At 56.1% G+C, this 20683-nt stretch carries 15 protein-coding genes; 9 read left to right on the plus strand and 6 right to left on the minus strand.

Translation table 11 applies throughout. The annotated features are described in order from the left end of the window. Both ROA7450_RS01100 and ROA7450_RS01105 read right to left on the minus strand, forming a co-directional pair. Positions 1-594: a TadE/TadG family type IV pilus assembly protein gene (locus ROA7450_RS01100; RefSeq protein WP_085803772.1), complete on the minus strand. Its 594-nt coding sequence runs from the start codon at positions 592-594 to the stop codon at positions 1-3. After that, positions 591-2726 (minus strand): TadE/TadG family type IV pilus assembly protein, encoded by a 2136-nt coding sequence (locus ROA7450_RS01105; RefSeq protein ID WP_085803773.1) that lies wholly within the window; start codon positions 2724-2726, stop codon positions 591-593. Before ROA7450_RS01105 ends, ROA7450_RS01100 begins: the two co-directional genes overlap by 4 nt. 313 nt (positions 2727-3039) lie before the next feature. On the opposite strand from ROA7450_RS01105, the gene ROA7450_RS01110 reads away from it, so the two are divergent. The 8 genes from ROA7450_RS01110 (at position 3040) to rpoD (ending at position 14169) form a co-directional block, all read left to right on the plus strand. After that, a complete protein-coding gene (locus tag ROA7450_RS01110; protein ID WP_085803774.1) occupies positions 3040-4470 on the plus strand; it encodes a Glu/Leu/Phe/Val family dehydrogenase in 1431 nt (476 codons plus the stop codon). A 167-nt stretch (positions 4471-4637) separates the two neighbouring features. Continuing rightward, positions 4638-5891 (plus strand): sarcosine oxidase subunit beta family protein, encoded by a 1254-nt coding sequence (locus ROA7450_RS01115; protein ID WP_085803775.1) that lies wholly within the window; start codon positions 4638-4640, stop codon positions 5889-5891. 63 nt (positions 5892-5954) lie between these two features. Next, on the plus strand, positions 5955-6224 hold the full coding sequence (locus tag ROA7450_RS01120) for a sarcosine oxidase subunit delta (protein WP_085803776.1): 270 nt from the start codon (positions 5955-5957) through the stop codon (positions 6222-6224). Further along, positions 6221-9151, plus strand: a complete 2931-nt coding sequence (locus tag ROA7450_RS01125; protein WP_085803777.1) for a sarcosine oxidase subunit alpha family protein — start codon at positions 6221-6223, stop codon at positions 9149-9151. Before ROA7450_RS01120 ends, ROA7450_RS01125 begins: the two co-directional genes overlap by 4 nt. Beyond that, positions 9144-9695 carry a sarcosine oxidase subunit gamma gene (locus ROA7450_RS01130; protein ID WP_085804125.1) on the plus strand — a complete coding sequence of 184 codons (552 nt, stop codon included), beginning with the start codon at positions 9144-9146 and terminating at the stop codon, positions 9693-9695. The genes ROA7450_RS01125 and ROA7450_RS01130 overlap by 8 nt, the downstream gene beginning before the upstream one ends. Before the next feature lie 36 nt (positions 9696-9731). Further along, positions 9732-10040, plus strand: a complete 309-nt coding sequence (locus tag ROA7450_RS01135; protein WP_085803778.1) for a hypothetical protein — start codon at positions 9732-9734, stop codon at positions 10038-10040. A 59-nt stretch (positions 10041-10099) separates the two neighbouring features. After that, positions 10100-12058, plus strand: coding sequence for a DNA primase (gene dnaG / locus ROA7450_RS01140; protein WP_085803779.1), 1959 nt, complete (start codon positions 10100-10102; stop codon positions 12056-12058). 125 nt (positions 12059-12183) lie between these two features. Further along, a complete protein-coding gene (gene rpoD / locus ROA7450_RS01145) occupies positions 12184-14169 on the plus strand; it encodes an RNA polymerase sigma factor RpoD (protein ID WP_085803780.1) in 1986 nt (661 codons plus the stop codon). A gap of 55 nt (positions 14170-14224) precedes the next feature. On the opposite strand, the gene ROA7450_RS01150 is transcribed toward rpoD, so the two are convergent. The 4 genes from ROA7450_RS01150 to ROA7450_RS01165 all read right to left on the minus strand — a co-directional run bounded on the left by ROA7450_RS01150 (position 14225) and on the right by ROA7450_RS01165 (position 19829). Then, positions 14225-15475 carry an Hsp70 family protein gene (locus ROA7450_RS01150; protein WP_085803781.1) on the minus strand — a complete coding sequence of 417 codons (1251 nt, stop codon included), beginning with the start codon at positions 15473-15475 and terminating at the stop codon, positions 14225-14227. 71 nt (positions 15476-15546) lie between these two features. Further along, the gene (locus ROA7450_RS01155; protein WP_085803782.1) at positions 15547-16239 is read right to left on the minus strand and encodes a TIGR02117 family protein; all 693 of its coding nucleotides are present in this window, start codon (positions 16237-16239) and stop codon (positions 15547-15549) included. A gap of 40 nt (positions 16240-16279) precedes the next feature. After that, entirely contained in the window at positions 16280-18523 is a 2244-nt protein-coding gene (gene ptsP, locus ROA7450_RS01160) for a phosphoenolpyruvate--protein phosphotransferase (protein WP_085803783.1), read from the minus strand. Between the two features lie 67 nt (positions 18524-18590). Beyond that, positions 18591-19829 (minus strand): aspartate kinase, encoded by a 1239-nt coding sequence (locus tag ROA7450_RS01165; protein ID WP_085803784.1) that lies wholly within the window; start codon positions 19827-19829, stop codon positions 18591-18593. 224 nt (positions 19830-20053) lie between these two features. On the opposite strand from ROA7450_RS01165, the gene ROA7450_RS01170 reads away from it, so the two are divergent. After that, complete coding sequence (locus tag ROA7450_RS01170; RefSeq protein ID WP_085803785.1) at positions 20054-20653, plus strand: YceI family protein; 600 nt, start codon at positions 20054-20056, stop codon at positions 20651-20653. The last annotated feature ends 30 nt before the right edge of the window (positions 20654-20683 follow it).

Consider the following 20683-nt stretch of genomic DNA (forward strand, 5'->3'; position numbering starts at 1 on the left):
TTATCGAGGCTCCTGTACAAAGGTTGACTTTGCAACAATCAGTGCATGTCCATTGTGCTCATCAAAAGCGATCCTGCTTCCCAAGAGTTCTTCTGGGAAAAGTGGATTATAACGCAGACAAACACGGAGCAGCATTAATTCGTTTTCCTGGCCCGGAATAACATTGTAGACGGGATCGGCATCCTCCGGGCGTTCGGTACAATCAGCATCCGGACCCAAGTCTGTGTACGAGCGAATGTTGTTGGGAACCATCTCGAGAATAAGGTTTTTCTCACAGTCACCTAGAACTACGGCATTGTCGCAAATGCTTTTCACGATGCGCTTATGATTGATCTCTCCTGCGGTTTCCACGACCTCGCCGTCTCCGTCGACAGTATCTTCAAATGCGAATGTCCCGGTTCCCAAACGGATATCTCGAACAGCCATATCCAAGCCACGCTCCAGCATAGCGTGTCGCATGGTCACAAGGCCAAGTTCGATCGACAAGAAAAGCAGCAACAGATACATCGGAAATATGATGAAAAACTCTACAGAGGCATTGCCCTGCTCATCGCGTCTTAGACGACGTAGGCGTGATTTAAGCCGCGCAATCATTGTGTCAACCTCAGTTTCTGGACATGATCAAGGATCGCACCGAATGAGCTTCTCAACTCTGCCCTATTGGAGGCGGCAAAATAACTGCCAACTCCAGAGTTATCCTCGTCACCATGGGCACATTTTTTGAGCTCGGTTTCTGCGGTTCCGCCTACAGGAACAGCAAACCCGATGGTGTAGATCACCATGTTTTTCCCGGGGGCACGTGCTGCGTTGCAGGCGTCTTCCATGCGGTCATCCTTGGTTGAACCACCAATTGCCGCTTGGTTAGTACTCTTAAATTCATTGTACGCCGTGTTGCTGTCATTGACGATGTCGGAGTACTCCTCAGGAGAGATATGGCCCCACATGTATTCCCAGCTGTATTGCTGCATTCCAAAGACCACTTTATTGCCGCTTGGAGTGTTGTTGGTGAAGGCTATGGTCCGGTAGGGAGCGTCGTTACGGTTGTTATAAGTATTGCTGATTTGCGAGATTGATCGCGTAACAATGTCGCTTCTATCGCTGCCGATATCTGTGACACGCTCGAATTCATCAGTAGTCTCAAGATCGCGGTCAAAGACCATGACTTCGCGGGAGTTGTATTGATTGGTGCGGCGGTGCTCTTCGGTCAAGTCGTTGAAGGAGTAAGATGTTCTGTAGTTGCCGGTTTGACCCTCGACCAGATAGAAGGTGCTGGAGCCCGGGCGCCGCATGTAGGTTTCTTCGACACCGTATCTAGGATCGTCGAAAATGCACTCCCATTGCGGATAATCGTCACTGCACAGGTATATGTACTGTGTGCTGGTGCTGCGTCGCGAGTCGGCCGGATAGTCCCGGTGCCTCACTTCTCGGTATTCCATGGTATTAAACGTAAATTTGAACATGCCACCGTCAGGCCCGCGGTATTCCGTGGCCTTGCTCAGGTCCAAGCCGGATGTATTCCCTCCGTTGGCCTGAATGAGGGCATATTCGCTTTGTGGGTAGAATTGATAGGTCGAGGTATTGGCCCCATCCCCCATCATTACGATAACTTTCAAAGTATCAGGTTCGGTATAGAGCGCGGGGATGTTGCTGAGGGTAGGATCTACAACTTGAGCAACCGATTGGAATTCGGGGTCCAGCAGACCTGCGCCCCATTTAATACCTTCGTGTCCGGAGGTGTTGCCATTGGCCACCAAGTCCTCGATCTTCTCGTGCAGTTTCGTTTCACTGAAAGAATAGGGCAGGATCTCGAAATACTCGTCTGTGTAGCATGTCCGCCACGGGCGGTTGTTGCCCTCTTCCAGCTGTTCAAAATTACCATATCTGGCTGAATAGATCCGTTGTTGCAGCAGGTCCGTCGTGCTGATGGCCGTATCGTCATAATCACTTCCAGAGAAGCGGATGCAATAGGCCTCGTTTAGCGTGGCATCATTGAAGACTTCGTAATCTTGCCCATACCGGTTGTGGGTTTGGTTTACGTTCAGGGCATTGAAAATCTCAAGCGATGGGGTCACACCGAAGCTGAACGGAACAATCGAGATCATGACATCGCCTGCTTCACCAATGGCCATTGCATCCGTGACAAACTCCTTGGCGGCAACTTTCAGGGCGTCTAGTTTTACGATTCCGTCAGAGCCAGTTCGAGACATCGAGCCCGACACGTCCAGAACAAGCGAGATTTCCAGTTTTGGAATGCGCACTTCGGCGGTGGACGCGCCGCTTGTGCTCAACGTGTTCACGTTGAGCAACTTCATCAGATATGTGTTGAGTGTAAGGTCAGCCGAGGCCGTAACTTTGGCGGCATTTAGCGATGTGACAATGTCATCTTCGTCGAATTCGTTCAAAGAGGCAATTTGTCCAGCTTTGTTGAAGTAGTCCCTGACAACCTCTTCGATCCTTGCTTCGTCCAAACCCGAAGCAGCCCCAGCACCTGCCAGCACAGAGGCATCAAGCGTGTTCTGGACGCGGGCACGGTGCATCTCGTACCGCATCATGTCGACACCAAAACCGGCCATGATCAGCATGATAATTGCGAAGAAGAGGGTCAGCACCGTCATTGCACCGTCTTCGTCACGTCGAAACCGGGAAACCCAGCGTTTGATTTGACCGGGCAGGGGAACAATCCCTGTGGTGATAGCTGTGGTTTCCTTTGCGTCGTTCTTGTGCATGTCAGGTCCTCTTGGCGCGTAATTCGCCCATAGTGGGGGAGTCCCACCGTATTTTTATTTATAATAGAGGTGTCGAAAATGTGGCGTATAATGGGGCAATAGGCTGTCATTGTTTCGGTTTTTCTGGGGAATGCTGCGAGAATGCGAAGTATTGTCTTTCTAACGTTTACGATGGTCTGGGTGACGCTGCATAAGAGGTTAACACTTCAGAATCAGCTTTGGTGGGTGGACAAACCCGCTTCATCCGGTAACCATGCGCATAGGCTTTTATTTAAAAAGTGCCCAAAAAATAATCATCAGGAGGGAATTGCAAATGAATTCAGCCAAAGAGCCGAGCTTTCGCGAAAGTGTGGATTTGATGTTCAACCGTGCGGTTGCGCTGATGGAACTTCCTCCGGGATTAGAGGAGAAAATCCGGGTTTGTAATGCGACTTATACCGTTCGGTTTGGTGTTCGGCTGCGGGGCAAGATGCATACTTTTACCGGCTATCGTTCCGTGCACTCCGAACATATGGAACCTGTAAAGGGTGGTATCCGCTATTCACTGGGGGTTAATCAAGACGAAGTCGAAGCGCTGGCTGCGCTGATGACTTATAAATGTGCTCTGGTCGAAGCACCTTTTGGGGGATCTAAAGGCGGGCTATGCATTGATCCTCGCGAATGGGAAGAGGACGAGTTGGAACGGATCACCCGCCGTTTTGCCTATGAACTGATCAAGCGCGACCTGATTAACCCCAGCCAGAACGTGCCAGCGCCGGATATGGGGACGGGAGAGCGCGAGATGGCCTGGATTGCCGACCAATATAAGCGCATGAATACCGTTGACATTAATGGCCGGGCTTGTGTGACCGGCAAACCGATTTCTGGCGGGGGTATCCAGGGTCGGACCGAGGCCACCGGGCGCGGCGTACAATATGCGCTGCAAGAGTTTTTCCGCCACCCTGAAGATATCAAGGCGTCAGGAATGAGTGGTACACTAGACGGCAAGCGTGTCATTGTGCAGGGCCTTGGTAATGTGGGCTATCATGCGGCGAAGTTCCTTCAAGAAGAAGATGGTTGTAAGGTCATTGCCATCATCGAACGTGATGGTGGGCTTTACGATCCAAACGGGTTGAACGTTGAAGAGGTTCGCAATTGGATTGCCAGCCATGGTGGCGTTGATGGATACCCGACCGGGAAATATATCCGTGATGGCTCCAAGTATCTGGAAGAAGAGTGTGACATTCTCATTCCGGCGGCTATGGAGGGCGTGATCAACATGTCCAACGCTGAAAACGTCAAAGCACCATTGATCATCGAGGCTGCGAACGGCCCAGTCACAGCCGGCGCGGATGAGATCCTGCGCAAAAAAGGTACCGTGATCATCCCAGATATGTATGCCAATGCTGGTGGTGTAACTGTATCCTACTTTGAGTGGGTCAAGAACCTGAGCCACATTCGCTTTGGTCGTCTGGGGCGCCGTCAGGAAGAGGCGCGGCACCAGTTGATTGTGGATGAGCTTAATGCGTTGGACAGCCATTTGGGCGATGCTTGGACGATGACGCCTGACTTCAAGCAGAAATATCTGCGTGGAGCGGGTGAGTTGGAGTTGGTGCGCTCGGGTCTGGATGACACGATGCGTGCGGCGTATCAGTCAATGCGTGAGATCTGGCACAGCCGGGATGATGTCGAAGACCTGCGCACCGCAGCCTATCTGGTGTCGATCGGCAAGGTGGCGGACAGCTACCGCGCGCTGGGGCTGTAAAGGCTTCGATACTAAAAATGACAATGGGGAAGGCATGCCTTCCCCGTTTTATTTGATTTTACAGGCTTGGAAGAAGTGTCGGTTGAAAACGACACATTCTGTCGCCCGTGTTTGTTGCTTTCGATGGCAGAGCCTGTTTATCTGCCCGCATCATCAGGGAGAGATCTATGGCGTTTTCTGGTTGGCGCGTTCTGAAAGAGGGTTTGACCGGCAACAAGGGCTGGGCCCCGCACTGGCGGGATGCTGCACCGAAGGATGAATATGACGTGGTCATCATCGGTGGGGGCGGGCATGGGTTGTCGACGGCGTACTATCTGGCCAAGAACCATGGCATTTCCAATGTGGCGGTGCTGGAAAAGGGGTACCTTGGCGGCGGCAACGTTGGGCGAAATACCACGATTGTGCGGGCGAATTACTTTTTGCCGGGAAATTCCGAGTTTTACAGCCATTCCCTGAAGCTGTGGGAAGGGCTGGAAGACGATCTGAACTACAATGTGATGATGTCGCAGCGTGGGCAGATTTCCCTGTTCCACTCGGATGGTCAGCGCGATGCGGCCATTCGCCGGGGCAATTCGATCCGCAATCAGGGCGATGATGCTGAATTGTTGAGCCGTGATGATGTGAAACGCCATTTGCCTTACTTGGACTATGATCAGGCGCGGTTCCCGATCTATGGCGCGTTGTTACAAAGGCGTGCGGGTACAGCACGCCATGATGCGGTGGCCTGGGGGTTTGCCCGAGGAGCGAGTGACCGGGGTGTTGATCTGATCCAGAATTGCGAAGTGACTGGCATCGATGTTGAAGGTGGCGTTGTCAAAGGTGTGCAGACCAGCCGGGGCGCGATCAAGGCCAAGAAGGTGGCGATTATTGTGGCAGGTCGCTCAAGCCAGGTGGCGGCGATGGCGGGCATGCGCCTGCCGATTGAGAGCCATATCTTGCAGGCTTTTGTCACTGAAGGGTTGAAGCCCTGCATCGACCATGTGGTCAGCTTTGGCATGGGGCATTTCTATATCAGCCAGTCGGACAAGGGCGGGCTGGTGTTTGGTGGTGATCTGGACATGTATTCCTCGTATGCCGCACGTGGCAACCTGCCGCTGGTCGAGCATGTGATGGAGGCAGGCATGACCCTGATGCCGATGATCGGCAAGGCCAAGGTGCTGCGCAGCTGGGGCGGGATCATGGATATGTCGCCCGATGGATCTCCCATTATCGACAAGACGCAAACACAGGGGCTCTATCTGAACTGCGGCTGGTGTTACGGTGGATTCAAGGCGGTGCCGGGGTCGGGCTACTCGACCGCGCATCTGATTGCGACGGATACGCCGCATACGCCAGCGGCACGCTACCGTTTGGACCGCTTCTTCACAGGCCGGGGCCTGATGGATGAAGAAGGCACCGGCAGCCAGCATAACCTGCACTGATGGAGAGGGCGGGATTATGAGTGATTTTACAAAGATGAAGCACAAGGCGCAGGGGAAATTGTCATGAGAATTACCTGTCCGATTTGCGGAGAGCGCGACCGGCGCGAGTTTTATTATCAGGGCGCAGCGGTGGCGCTGGACCGGCCTGAGGCGGATGCAGAGCCGGAAGCCTGGGTGGATTACGTGCATGTGCGCGACAACCCATGCGGGATGACGCGAGATCTTTGGTATCACGAGCATTGCGGATCATGGGTGGTGGTCACGCGCAATACCGCGACGCATGAGGTGATTGAAACGGCCTTGGCCTCGGACATCAAGGAGCAGGGCGCATGAGGATTGAGGGCAAGGGGCTGATTGATCGCGGTCAGCAGATCAATTTTCAGTTTGATGGTCATAGTTATCAGGGCTTTGGCGGCGATACGCTGGCCTCGGCGCTGTTGGCCAATGACATCGCGCTGATGGGACGGTCGTTCAAGTACCACCGCCCGCGTGGTGTGTTAAGTGCGGGCAGTGAAGAGCCGAATGCGTTGGTAACAACCGGGTTGGGCGCGGCGCAGGAACCAAATGTGCGGGCGACGACGCTGGAGTTGCACGAAGGGCTGGTCACGAAAAGTCAGAACCGCTGGCCTTCGCTTGGGTTCGACCTGATGAGTTTGAACGATTGGGCGGCACCGTTTCTGGGCGCTGGGTTTTATTACAAGACCTTCATGTGGCCCAAGGCGTTATGGGAAAAGCTCTATGAGCCGGTCATTCGCAATGCCGCCGGATTGGGGGCCTTGTCTGGCAAGCACAATGTCGAGACCTACGAGAAAGCCTATGCCCATTGCGACCTGCTGGTGATTGGTGCGGGGCCTGCCGGGTTGCTGGCGGCATTGACCGCAGCCAGGGCCGGGGCCGATGTGATTTTGGCCGAGGAAGATACCCGCACCGGCGGGCGGCTGAATGCCGAGACATTAGAGGTGGATGGCAAACCCGGCGCGGTCTGGGCCGAAGAGATCACCGCCGAGCTGGCGCAAATGGACAACGTGCGGATCATGACCCGCACCAGCGTGGTCGGGGCCTATGATCAGGGTACTTTCGGGGCGCTTGAGAAGGTCCCGCATGATGTATCGATGCGATTGGGGGCACCACGCGAGTGTTTCTGGCGTATTGTGGCAAAACGCGCCGTGCTGGCGGCGGGTGCGATTGAACGGCCCGTGGCGTTTCGCAACAATGACCGCCCGGGTATTATGACGGCGGGAGCCGTGCGCGCCTATCTGAATCGCTGGCGGGTGGCGACGGGCCGGAATGTGGTGGTCTTTGGCAATACCGATGAAGCGCATCGCACGGTGGCCGATCTGCAGGACGCAGGCGTGCACGTGAGCGCGCTGGTTGATGCGCGGCACCATGCGAAATGCGATCTGGATGTGCCGTTTTATGCGGGTGCTGAGGTTTGTGATGCGGGCGGTGGGAAACGTCTTGAATCCGTGACCATCCGTACCGCAAAGGGCACCGAAAATGTTCAGGCCGATTGTCTGGCCATGTCGGGTGGCTGGAACCCGACGGTGAACCTGACCTGTCATATGGGTGGGCGTCCGACCTGGGACCGCGATATTGCCGCCTTTGTGCCGGTGGACGGTGCGGTGCCAGGGCTGAGCACGGCTGGGGCCTGTCAGGGAGATTTCTCGACCCATAAGTGCCTTGAGGCGGGTGTTGCGGCAGCGCAGGGGGCCTTGGATGATCTGGGGCTGAAGCGCGCGGACGTTGTGGCTCCTGCGGCAGAGGACGGTGTTTATGACATCTATCCGGTCTATGCGGTGCCGGGAAAAGGTCGGGCCTGGCTGGATTTCCAGAACGATGTGACTGTGAAGGACGTCAAACAGGCTGCTGTCGAGAATTTCCAATCTGTCGAACATATGAAGCGTTACACCACGCAGGGCATGGCGACGGATCAGGGCAAGAACTCGAACGTTGCCGCCTTGGCGGTGCTGGCGGATGCGACTGGGCGTGGGATCCCCGAGACCGGGACAACCACCTATCGCCCGCCTTATACGCCGGTGTCGATTGCATCGCTGGGTGCGGGCGCGCAGTGCAAGGGGTTTGCGCCGGAGCGGTTTACAACCTCGCATAAGGCCACGCAGGAAAAGGGTGCGCCGTTTATCGAGGCCGGGCTGTGGTACCGGCCCAGCTATTTCCCGAAAGCGGGCGAAACCCATTGGCGGCAATCGTGTGATCGCGAGGTCAACATGGTGCGCAATGCTGTGGGCGTTTGTGATGTGTCCACCTTGGGCAAGATCGATGTTCAGGGGCCGGATGCGGGCGCGTTTCTGGATTTTGTTTATACCAACGCGTTTTCGACCCTTAAGGTCAGACGGGTACGATATGGCTTTATGCTGCGTGAAGACGGGCATGTGATGGATGATGGCACCACCGCGCGGCTGAGCGAGCAGCATTTCGTGATGACGACCACCACCGCAGCAGCGGGACAGGTGATGCGGCATCTGGAGTTTGTGCACCAGTGTCTGGTGCCACAGATGGATGTGCGCTTTACCTCTGTAACTGAACAATGGGCACAGTTTGCCGTGGCAGGGCCGCAGTCGCGTGATCTGCTGAACGATCTGCTGGATACGCCGATTGATGACGAGAGCTGGCCCTTCATGGCGTGCGGCGAGGTTAGTATAGGCGGTGTGAAGGGACGGCTATTCCGGATCTCCTTCTCGGGTGAGCATGCCTATGAGGTGGCGGTGCCCTCGCGTTATGGCGACAGCCTGTTCCGTACGCTTATGACCAAGGCAGAGGCGCTGGGCGGCGGGGCCTATGGGATGGAAGCGCTGAATGTGTTGCGGATCGAGAAAGGCTTTATCACCCATGCCGAAATCCATGGTCGGGTGACGGCCTATGACATTGGCATGGGAGGCATGGTCAGCGGCAAGAAGGATTGTATCGGCAAGGCCTCGGCCGCGCGGCCGGGCATGGTTGAAGAAAGCCGCGAGCGGATGGTCGGTCTGAAACCCGTGGGTGAGGTGAAAGAGCTGATCGCTGGGGGGCACTTGTTTGACAAGGGTGCCGAAGCGGTGAGTGCCAATGATCAGGGGTATATCACCTCGGTCGGGTTTTCGCCGACGCTAGGCCACAACATCGCGCTCGGGTTTTTGAAGGACGGCCCGGCGCGGCATGGCGAAGTGGTGCGGATGGTCGAGCATTTAAACGGGGTGGAAACCCTGTGCGAGGTCTGCCACCCGGTGTTTTTTGATGCTGAAGGAGGGCGGACACGTGGTTGAATTGATTGCAAAAACGCCCTTTGACGGGGCATTGCCGCTGGAAGTTGGAACGGTTTCCGCTTCTGAGGTGGATACGGGCGTTCTGACCAGTGTGGCGCCGTATAAGGGAAAAAATAAAGCCCTGTCGGAGGCGTTGAAAGGCGCTCATGGTATGGCGGCCCCGGCCCCCAACCGGGCGACCGGCAAAGAAGGCAGCCGTGCAATCTGGTTTGGCCGCGAGATGGTACTGCTGTGCGGGCCGGAGCCTGATGCGAAGCTCGGCAAACATGCGGCACTGACAGATCAGTCGGATGCCTGGGCGGTGGCGCGGCTGGAGGGAGAGAATGCCGCCCAAGTATTGGCGCGTCTGACACCGATTGACCTGCGCCCGGGCGTGTTCAAGCGTGGCCATACTGCGCGCACAGAATTGCAGCATATGATGGCGTCTATTACCCGGATTGGCGAGCGCAGCTATCAGATCATGGTGTTTCGTGCCTTTGCGCAAACCCTTGCGCATGATCTGAAAATCGCGATGCAGGGGGTTGCAGCACGGCAGCCGCGCTGACAGATAGAGGTCACGTTGATTTTGGAGTGTTCTGCTATGCGTATGATGTTGTTGCCAGCTTTCGCCCTGTTTGCTTTGCCAGTTTCTGCGGAAACCGCCGATGAGCGTGCCGCCCGTTGTGAGGTGCAGGCCGGGATCATTGCGACATCGGTGGAAGAGCGCAAGGCGGGGACGGACGCAGACAAAATCAAGAAGTCGCTTCGCAAGGGTAAGAACAAGGTCGAAAAGAAATACGTCCCGTCAGTGCCGTATCTGGTGGATTTCGTCTTTACCCTGCCTGAGGATCAACTGACGGACGAGGCGGCGAGCCAATTCCAGAAATCTTGCGGGGCCTTCGAGCAATAAGTCGATCTCAACCCATCTGCCCCCTAGCGATCTGTACGCCATTTGGCTAATGATAGGGTATGAGTCTTCCACCCAACTTCCTTGATGAATTGCGCACGCGCGTGTCACTGAGCCAGGTGGCTGGGCGCAAGCTGGTGTGGGATGCGCGCAAGTCCAACCAGGGCAAAGGTGACATGTGGGCCCCTTGCCCGTTCCATCAGGAAAAGACCGCCAGCTTTCACGTCGATGACCGCAAGGGCTATTACTACTGCTTCGGCTGCCACGCCAAAGGCGATGCGATCAGCTTTGTGCGGGAGACTGAGAATGTCGATTTCATGGAGGCGGTGCGAATCTTGGCAGCCGAGGCCGGGATGCAAATGCCCGAGCGCGATCCGCAAGCACAGGCCAAGGCCGACAAGCATACCCAGCTGATCGAGGTGATGGAAAAAGCGGTGCAGTTTTTCCGCCTGCAGCTGAAAACCGGGGCCGGGGCCGATGCGCGCGATTATCTGGCGGGGCGTAAGCTGTCAGAGGCGACGCAGGAACAGTTCGAAATTGGCTTTGCGCCGGATGCCTGGCAAGGCCTATGGGATCATCTGGTGCAGGCGAGTGTTGCGCCTGAGATGATATTGGAATGTGGTTTGGCCAAGCCGAGCCAGAAGGGCGGCAAGCCTTACGATACGTTTCGCAACCGGATCATGTTTCCCATTCGCGATGCGCGCGGACGCTGCATTGCCTTTGGCGGCCGGGCGATGGACCCGAATGACAATGCGAAATACCTGAACTCGCCCGAGACACTACTGTTTGATAAATCGCGCACGCTCTACAATCTTGGGCCTGCGCGCACGGCGGCAGGCAGAGGCAAAGATTTGATCGTGGCTGAGGGGTACATGGACGTCATTGCCCTGTCGGTGGCAGGGTTCAAGGCCAGCGTTGCGCCACTGGGGACCGCAGTGACCGAGCATCAGGTGCAGATGCTATGGCGCGTCGCCGATGAGCCGATCATCGCACTGGATGGCGATACGGCGGGCCTGCGTGCGGCGCACCGGGTGATAGATATTGCGCTGCCGCTTTTGGAGGCGGGTAAATCCCTGCGCTTTGCGATCATGCCCGAGGGGCAGGACCCCGATGATCTGCTCAAGGCCAAGGGTGCCAAGGCGCTGCAGGCGCTGCTGGATGGCGCCCTGCCGATGGTTCAGTTGTTGTGGCAGCGCGAAACTGAGGGGCGGGTTTTTGACAGCCCAGAGCGCAAAGCAGCATTGGACAAGGCGCTACGGGAAAAGATCAAGCTGATCGCGGATCCGTCAATTCGACGCCACTATGGCGATGCGATCAAAGATCTGCGGTGGGAATTGTTTCGAACCAAACGCGACACCGGAGCCCCCCGCGGGAATTACAGCGGTGGCAAGTTCAAGCCGCGGGTTGAGAACGCCCGCGCCAGCACGCGCAGCTCGCTTTTGGTGGCGGCGGACGAATTGGCGCACATCCGGTTGCGCGAAGCGGTCATTCTGGCCTCTTTGATACTGAATCCAGATGTTTTGGTGGAGTTCGAAGCGGATATCGAAGCGATGCGCTGCAACTCAACGGATTATGCACGTTTGCGGGATCTAATCCTGCGCTATGCCGATATGGGGCCGGAACAATTGCGCATGGAGATTGAGCAAGAATATGGTGTGGCAGAGCTTGAAAACCTGCTGGCGCTTCCCCATGTGGTGCTGGCACCGCCAGTGCGAATCCCCGGGGATGCTGAGCTTGCCCGACAGACGATTTCAGAGGAACTGGCCAAGCTTGAGGCCCATTACGGCCTGCAAACCGAAATCATGGAAGCTGAGGAGGATATCTCGGGCGTTGTGGATGAAGCCGTGACCTGGCGATTGGGTCAGGCGGCAGAAGCTCGTAATAAGGCTGTGAGAAGCCTGCAAGAAGACCGCACCGAGTATGAACGGGCAGACAATGGCGCGCCGATCAATCGCGATGAACGTGATCGATTTGACGCGCTGCTCGAGAAGATTACATTTTCTAAATCGGGCCGCCGGTAACGGGCCTGTTACATTTAGGGAAGCACTCACAAAGAAAACCCTGTAGAGGGTTGCGAATCACCGTGTGGCAGGATTGATTCGGATCAAACGAATCACCCTGCCAACCATATGTTCAGGAGATCTGTATGGCCGCCAAGGACACCGACGACCGTAAACCCGACGATCAGGATGCTGAAATCTCGCTGGATATGAGCCAGACTGCGGTCAAGAAGATGATCGCCGAGGCGCGCGAGAAGGGCTTTATCACTTACGATCAGCTTAATCAGGTGCTGCCGCCGGATCAGGTCTCGTCCGAACAGATTGAAGATGTGATGTCGATGCTATCCGAAATGGGCATCAATATCATCGAGGCGGAAGACGCCGAGGAAGAAGAGCAGAAATCCACCGCTGTGGCCGAGATTGGCCGCAAGGGTGAGCTAACGCTGGGATCCGGTAACCAAGAAAAGCTGGACCGTACCGATGATCCAGTGCGCATGTACCTGCGCGAGATGGGCAGTGTTGAGCTGCTGAGCCGCGAAGGTGAAATTGCGATTGCGAAACGGATCGAAGCCGGACGCAATACGATGATCGCCGGGCTGTGCGAAAGCCCGCTGACGTTTCAGGCGATCACCATCTGGCGCGACGAACTTGTCAGCGAAGACATTTTGCTGCGTGATGTGATCGATCTGGAGGCCACCTTTGGCAACCAGATGGGCGACGAGGAAGAAGAGCCCGTTGTGAATGCGGCGAACATTTCCTCTGCGCCTGCGGCCAATAAAGGTGAGGCGCAGCCCGAGCTGGATGCCGATGGCAACCCGATCAGCACTGACGATGACGATGATGATGAGGATGATCAGGCCAACATGAGCCTTGCGGCGATGGAAGCCGCTTTGAAGCCGCAGGTTTTGGAAACGCTGGACCGCATCGCCGATGATTATGAAAAATTGTCCGAGATGCAGGACAGCCGGATCTCTGCGACGCTGAATGAGGACAGTTCGTTCACTGATAAGCAGGAAGATGTCTATCAGAAGCTGCGGGCCGAGATTGTTGAACTGGTGAACGAACTACACTTGCATAACAACCGGATCGAGGCGCTGATCGACCAGTTGTATGGCATCAACCGCCGGATCATGCAGATCGATGGCGCGATGGTGAAGCTGGCGGATCAAGCCCGGATCAATCGCCGCGAGTTCATCGAAGAGTATCGGGGCCGCGAATTGGATCCGAACTGGATGGACGATATGGCCCAAAAGTCAGGCCGTGGTTGGCAGATGTTCATGGAGCGTTCGGCCGATAAGGTGGAAGAGTTGCGCTCAGATATGGCGCAGGTTGGTCAATATGTAGGTCTGGATATCAGCGAATTCCGCCGCATCGTACAGCAGGTGCAAAAGGGTGAAAAAGAAGCCCGGACTGCCAAGAAAGAAATGGTCGAAGCGAACCTTCGTTTGGTGATTTCGATTGCGAAAAAGTACACCAATCGCGGCTTGCAATTCCTTGATCTTATTCAGGAAGGTAACATCGGCCTAATGAAGGCGGTGGACAAGTTTGAATACCGCCGGGGCTATAAATTCTCGACCTATGCAACATGGTGGATTCGTCAGGCGATCACCCGGTCGATTGCCGATCAGGCACGCACGATCCGTATTCCGGTGCATATGATCGAGACGATCAACAAGCTGGTTCGGACCGGTCGTCAGATGTTGCACGAGATTGGCCGTGAACCGACGCCGGAAGAACTGGCTGAAAAGCTGCAGATGCCGCTTGAGAAGGTGCGTAAGGTGATGAAGATCGCCAAAGAGCCTATCAGCCTAGAGACGCCAATCGGCGATGAGGAAGACAGCCAGCTGGGTGACTTCATCGAAGACAAGAACGTCATTCTGCCACTGGATTCGGCCATTCAGGACAACCTCAAAGAAACCACGACACGGGTCCTGTCGTCGTTGACCCCGCGGGAAGAGCGGGTTCTTCGGATGCGTTTTGGTATCGGGATGAACACCGACCACACGCTGGAAGAAGTTGGTCAACAGTTCAGCGTGACCCGTGAACGGATCCGTCAGATCGAGGCGAAGGCGCTGCGCAAGCTCAAGCACCCGAGCCGGAGCCGCAAGCTGCGGTCGTTCCTGGATCAGTAAAAACTGTTACTTTGATTAAACGACACCCCGGCCACAGCGCCGGGGTTTTTTGTTGTCACTGCTGACTGGCGGCGATGGCAAGGCCATTGGTGACGGCGGTGAACACCTTGGAAAAGGAATGGTCTGCTTGTGGGAAAGCCTGATGCATGGCCTCAGTGACCATTCCCAACAGGCTGGAGCCACCAACATAGATGATGCGGGTCACCTGAGCCGGGGCAACGTTGGCAAGGGCCAGTGTATCCAATGCGCCATCATAGAGTGCCTGCTGATGTTGTTTGAGGCTTGCCGTGAGCTGCTCAGAGGGCAGGGGCGTAGAGAGGCCCCGTTCGACCTGGCTCAGTGAAATCGTCGGGTTTGTTGCATCGGAATTGGCCGCGATCTTGCCGCGCTCTACCGCGAAGGCAAGCTCGTGACCTAGCTCGTCCTCCAGGACTGAAGCAAGACGTTTGAGTTTATCGGGAGCGTGGGCGAGTTGCAGCATGTCGGCGACCATCCGTTGGTTCTGTCGGGTGTAGAGAAACGGGATTTTTTCCCATGTGGCCAGATCATTAAAGATGGCGTTGGGTACAGGCGAGGTGCCAGGACCCATGACTTTGCGTAAGGAGGTACCCTTGCCCAAAAGCGGCATGACGTGATCGATGCTGATTGAGCGATCAAAATCGGTACCACCGATACGCACGCCGTGGTTGGCGAGGATGTCTATGCCAGTGTCGCTGGTGCGAAACAGTGAAAAGTCCGAGGTGCCGCCACCGATATCGACGATCAGGCCGAGTTCATCCGGGGTTTTGAGTGCGCCACTGGCGATGGCGGCGGCTTCGGGCTCTGCCATGAAGTCGACCTGCTCAAAACCTGCAGTATGATAACAGGCACGCAGGTCATTTTCGGCCCGCCGTTCCTTGATCGGATCAGTTCCGTGAAACACCACTGGACGACCGGAAAGCACTCGATTGAAAGTGAGGCCAGTTGCGGTCTCAGCGCGAGTTTTGATCTGGCGCAGGAAGCGGGCAATGATATCGACAAAGGTGACACGCTCATTCAGGATTTGGCGTTCCTCATGCATCAGACTGGTGCCGAGCACGCGTTTGAGAGCTCGCATGAAGCGGCCCTCGTCACCGTCCAAAAGCGCCTGATTGGCAGGTTCGCCGATTAGGGTTTCGCGGTTATCGAAGTTGAAAAAGAACGTCGTGGGCAGCGTGTATTGCCCGGGCTCCATTTGGATGAGCTGAGCCTTGCCGTCCTGTACAAAGCCGGCCGCCGAGTTGGAGGTGCCAAAATCGATACCCAATGAATGGCCCACTTGTGGCATGTGCCGCCCCTCTAAACTCTAGAATGAAGGAGCGGGGTTCTATGGGGCGATCAGGGAGGTGTCAAGGAGAACTAATCAGTGGGTTCATGCGCCAGAAAGTTAGAATGAGATAGAGACACCGAATACGGCAGAGGTACCCAGCGGCCAAAGGGAAGGCCTGCAGCCTGGATCATGTCGCCCACCCATGTGTTGCAGGTGCGAAAGAGGTGGAAGCGTTCGGATGCAGCAAAAAACTGGTCGCGAGAGGAGAGATTGCCCGAAACAGGGATAATGCCGTCTGCCTCCCTCGCGAAACTGTCCAGTATGGCTTGGCGCATTTGCTTGAATTGCGCCTCGTTAACCTTGAATCGGGGCAGGTCCAAATCAGGCCGGATTGGTCCTAAGACTTCTGTACGAAGGACGGAGGAATCGCCAAAGATTGCCCTGACCACAGCAGAGGCAGATACGTCAGCATAGCTGCCTGCTGTAGTGTAGAAATTCCGTGCGCCCCAGCCGATCAGAAGCCATTCCGCTGCAGGGTCGAAGATGGGCACGCCTGCGCTGGTGAATTCGGCGAAATCTTTCCGCACGTCGTCGGTTAAAGGAATAAGAAAGTCATAGTGAATTGGCCCGGCAAGGAGCAGTATCTCGGTACTTTCATGTGGGTTTGTTTCTACGCTCTCGTGGTTGCCATTAGGGATGATAGCCCCGATCATCGCAGCAATGAAATAGAGTATTAGAAGTCCGAGAAGGCCCAAGAGTATGCGGGCAATGCTCTTTCTCATTCAATGCGCCTTAGAAGCTCTTAATCTTGTCCCGGAAATATCACAGCTTCTCACGCAGATAATCCATGACCCGAGGGCGCACTGATTGTAGGCCGTCGGCGCTGGCTTGATGGATGACGTCGCGCAGTTCAGTCAGATCGGTTCGGCGCAGGATGGATTTGACTGGGCCGATGGAGGCCGGGCGCATAGACATGGCGCGCAGGCCGATGGCGGCGAAACACGCAGCCTCGATTGGGCGGCCGGCGTCCTCGCCACAAAACGACAGTGGCGTGTTCGAGGCGTCGCAGCGGGCGACGATCTGTTCCAGGAAGGTCAGGAAGCTGACGTTCAGCGTGTCATAGCGGCGGCGGACAAGTTCGTTTTCGCGGTCAGCAGCGAAGAAGAACTGCTTGAGGTCGTTGCCGCCGATGGAGAGGAAATCCACCTCGTCATAAAAACTGTCCGGTGCAAAGGCGAGAGAGGGCGTTTCCAGCATTGCGCCGATTTTGAGCTCAATCGGTACCGGATGGCCAAGAATGTGTTCGCGCTCCAGTGCCTTGTCGATCTCCGCACGGGCTGCGGTGAATTCTTCGCGTTGCGCAATGAACGGGAACATCACCGATAGCGGGCGACCTGCTGCCGCGCGCAAAAGTGCCTGCACCTGCATGCGCAACACGCCAGGACGGTCCATTGCGATGCGAATGGCGCGCCAGCCAAGCGCGGGGTTCGGTTCTTCGATCACCTTCATGTAGGGCAGAACCTTGTCTGACCCGATATCAAGGGTGCGAAAGACCACGTGTTTGCCGTGGGCGGCGTCGATGACGCGGGCGTAAAGCTCGCTGAGTTCAGCCCGCTGGGGCATCTTGTTACGGATCAGGAATTGGAGTTCGGTTCGAAAGAGCCCCACGCCTTCTGCCCCGGAATTTTCGAGGCTGGGCAGATCGGCCATGAGGCCCGCATTCATATGCAGGTCAATGATTGTGCCGCAGAGCGTTTCTGCGGGCTTGTTCCGGATCGAGGTATAGCGCTCTTGCGCCTTGGCCTGCATTGCCATCTTGTCCTGGAAGGCGGCGACAACGGTCTCATCTGGGCGCAGGTGCACGACGCCCTGATCACCATCAACAAGGATCTGGTCGCCATTGAGAGCCTCTGTGGTGATCTGATCGGCGTGGATGACCAGCGGAATCGCCAGTGCACGCGCGACAATAGCAGCGTGAGAGCCAACAGAGCCTTCTTCCAATACGATACCTTTGAGCGAGCGCCCATAATCCAGCAGTTCCGCAGGGCCAATGTTGTGGGCGATCAGGATCGGGTTGGCGGGCATGTCCGCGCCGGTTTCTTTGCCTTGGCCTGTCAGGATGCGCAGCAAGCGGTTGGATAGGTCATCCAGATCGTGCAGGCGTTCGCGCAGGTAAGGGTCGGTCACTTCGCGCATGCGGGCGCGGGCGGTGGATTGTTCTTTTTCAACAGCAGCTTCGGCGGAGAGGCCACGGGTGATGTCCTCTTCCATCCGGCGCATCCAGCCTTTGGAATTGGCGAACATGCGGTAGGCCTCAAGAACCTCAAGCTGTTCCTTGTCGCCGCCTGCGGCAGTGGAGAGCATGCGGTCAACGCCGATGCGCAGTTCTTCGACCGCTTCATTCAAGCGCTCGCTTTCACGGACGGGATCATCAGCGATGGGGTTGGTGACGACGACGCGCGGCTCATGCAGCCAGACGTTGCCTTGGGCCGCGCCTTCTTGGGCTGTGGCACCGTGGAACAGAACCTGTTGCTGATGCCGGGCGGACATGGCCGCGCCTTCGCCGACAAAGGCACCGAGCTCGGCCATCTCGGCGATGACCATGGCGACGACTTCGATGGCGTAGATCTCTTCCTCGGCATAGCTGCGAGCGTTTTTGGATTGAACAACCAGAACGCCGAGCTTTTCACCAAGCCGCTGGATCGGAACACCCATGAAGGAAGAATAGGCCTCTTCCCCCGTCTCAGGCATATAACGGAATCCCTTGGTTGAAGGGGCATTGTCGGTGTTGACGATTTTACCGGTGCGGGCGACGCGCCCGACCAGACCTTCACCCATACGCATACGGGTTTCGTGCACAGCCTGCGGGTTCAGGCCCTGCGTGGCGCAGAGCTCTAGCGTTTCTTCGTCACGGAACAGGTAGATCGAGCACACCTCGGTGTGCATTTCTTCGGCGATTAGATGAGTGATTTGGTCAAGCCGGGCCTGACCGCCGGTATCCTGCGCCATGGCGGCACGCAGGCGGCCCAGCATTTGCCGGCTGTCTGTCGGATAGTCCTGCGTCATGGGCTGTGCCGTGCCTCTTCCTGATCAGTAACGGCCACCAATGACCTGCAACATCAGGATGCAAGGTTCAGGCCGCTTTGTCCAATTCGAACGCATCATGCAGGGATTGCACGGCAAGTTCCATATATTTCCGGTCGATTAGAACGGAAATTTTGATCTCGGAAGTTGCAATAACCTTGATGTTGATGCCCTCATCGCAAAGCGTTTTGAACATCTTGGCGGCAACGCCGGACTGGCTGCGCATGCCGATGCCGACGGCGGAAACCTTTGCCACATCGATGTCTGCCACCAGATCGTGGAAGTTGATTTCGCCGCTGTCTTTTGATTCAGCCATGGCTTTTTCAGCGCGCGCAACCTGATCAGTGGGGCAAGAGAAGGTCATGTCGGTGCGACCTTCTTCTGAGATGTTTTGAATGATCATGTCGACGTTTACGCCGGCGTCTGACAGCGAGCCAAAGATTGAAGCGGCGATGCCAGGACGGTCAGCCACAGAGATAAGGGTCATCTTCGCCTCATCGCGGGAATAGGCGATGCCGTTTACGACGTTAGATTCCATGATTTCCTCCTCGGCGCAGACCAATGTGCCTGCTTCGTCTGATTGTTCTTCGAAGCTGCTAAGTACGCGCAGTTTCACATTATAGCGCATTGCCAACTCGACCGAGCGGGTTTGCAGAACCTTGGCCCCCAAAGAAGCCAGTTCCAACATCTCTTCGAATGCGATCTTGTCAAGCTTGCGGGCTTTGTCGGCGATGCGGGGATCAGTGGTGTAGACCCCGTCGACATCGGTGTAGATGTCACAGCGTTCGGCATCGAATGCAGCTGCAAAGGCCACAGCGGTGGTGTCTGAGCCGCCACGGCCTAGCGTGGTGATGCGGCCCTCGGGGCTGACGCCCTGGAAGCCGGCAACCACAGCCACGCGCATGCCCTCGCCGAACTTGGCATTGATGTTGTCAGTTGGAATTTCTTCGATCCGCGCAGCCGAGTGGGCCGAGTTGGTGATCAAAGGCACCTGCCAGCCCTGCCAACTGCGGGCGGGGACATCCATTTCCTGCAAGGTCAAGGCCATCAGGCCAGCGGTGACATTTTCACCAGAGCTGACGACGGCGTCATATTCGCGCGCATCATAGAGCGGTGAGGTTTCATTGACCCAACCGACCATCTCGTTGGTCTTGCCGGACATGGCCGATACGATGACAATGACGTCATAGCCCTTGGCCACTTCGACGCCTACGCGTTTTGCAGCGCGACGGATGCGGTCAAGGTTGGCAACGGATGTTCCGCCGAATTTCATCACGAGAACGGGCATGGTGGCGTCCTTAGAATTAGTCGTGCGCGGTTTAAGCCGATCCCCCGCAATGAGCAAGGGGCTGGGGCGGGTGTTGGCGCAATAAACGAAAAGATCTACGTGGTCTTTGATGTTGATCGCAAAAATGTGATGGCGAAATGCGCACAGAAACTGTGCGATCTTTGCTATTTATCGCACAATTGCACTGTGTATTTTTCGGCCAAACCAACTTATAGGAGCTAACGATGCTACTTCGTTCAATTGTCGCGGCAACTGCCATTTTTACGAGTTCTGCCGCCATTTCAGAAACTTACGTTCTTGATCCAAGTCACACCGAAGTGGTGTTTAGTTGGAACCATGCGGGCCTGACAACACAGCGCGGCGAGTGGACCAGCGTCGCAGGCGAGATCGATTTTGATCCCGCGGATGTTATGGCCACCTCGGCTCGTGTTGAGATTGACGCCAATAGCCTGCATTCAGGGTTTGAAGCGCTGGATGTTGAACTGAAAGGCGAAGGGTTCTTTGACGTCGAATCAAACCCAACCATCACTTTTACCTCGACCAGCGCAGTGCAAACCGGGGCTCAATCAATGCGTCTGAGCGGCGATTTGATGGTCAAAGGTCAGACCGTTCCTGCGGTTCTGGAAGTCAACATGACATTTCAGGGGGAGCACCCGCTGGGTGGTTTCTTTGACTACTATCAGGGTGAATGGATTGGTGTTGAAGCGACGAGCTCCTTGCTGCGCAGCGAAGTGGGGGTCGGCCAGTTTGCTCCGCTGACCAGTGATGTTGTTCAGCTGGAAATCTCAGCTGAGATGCGCAAGGGCGGCTGGCCTGAGCAATAATAATATGATCCATTGCGGATTGAAGCGCGC

The organism is Roseovarius albus (genome assembly GCF_900172335.1).
Taxonomy (GTDB): domain Bacteria; phylum Pseudomonadota; class Alphaproteobacteria; order Rhodobacterales; family Rhodobacteraceae; genus Roseovarius; species Roseovarius albus.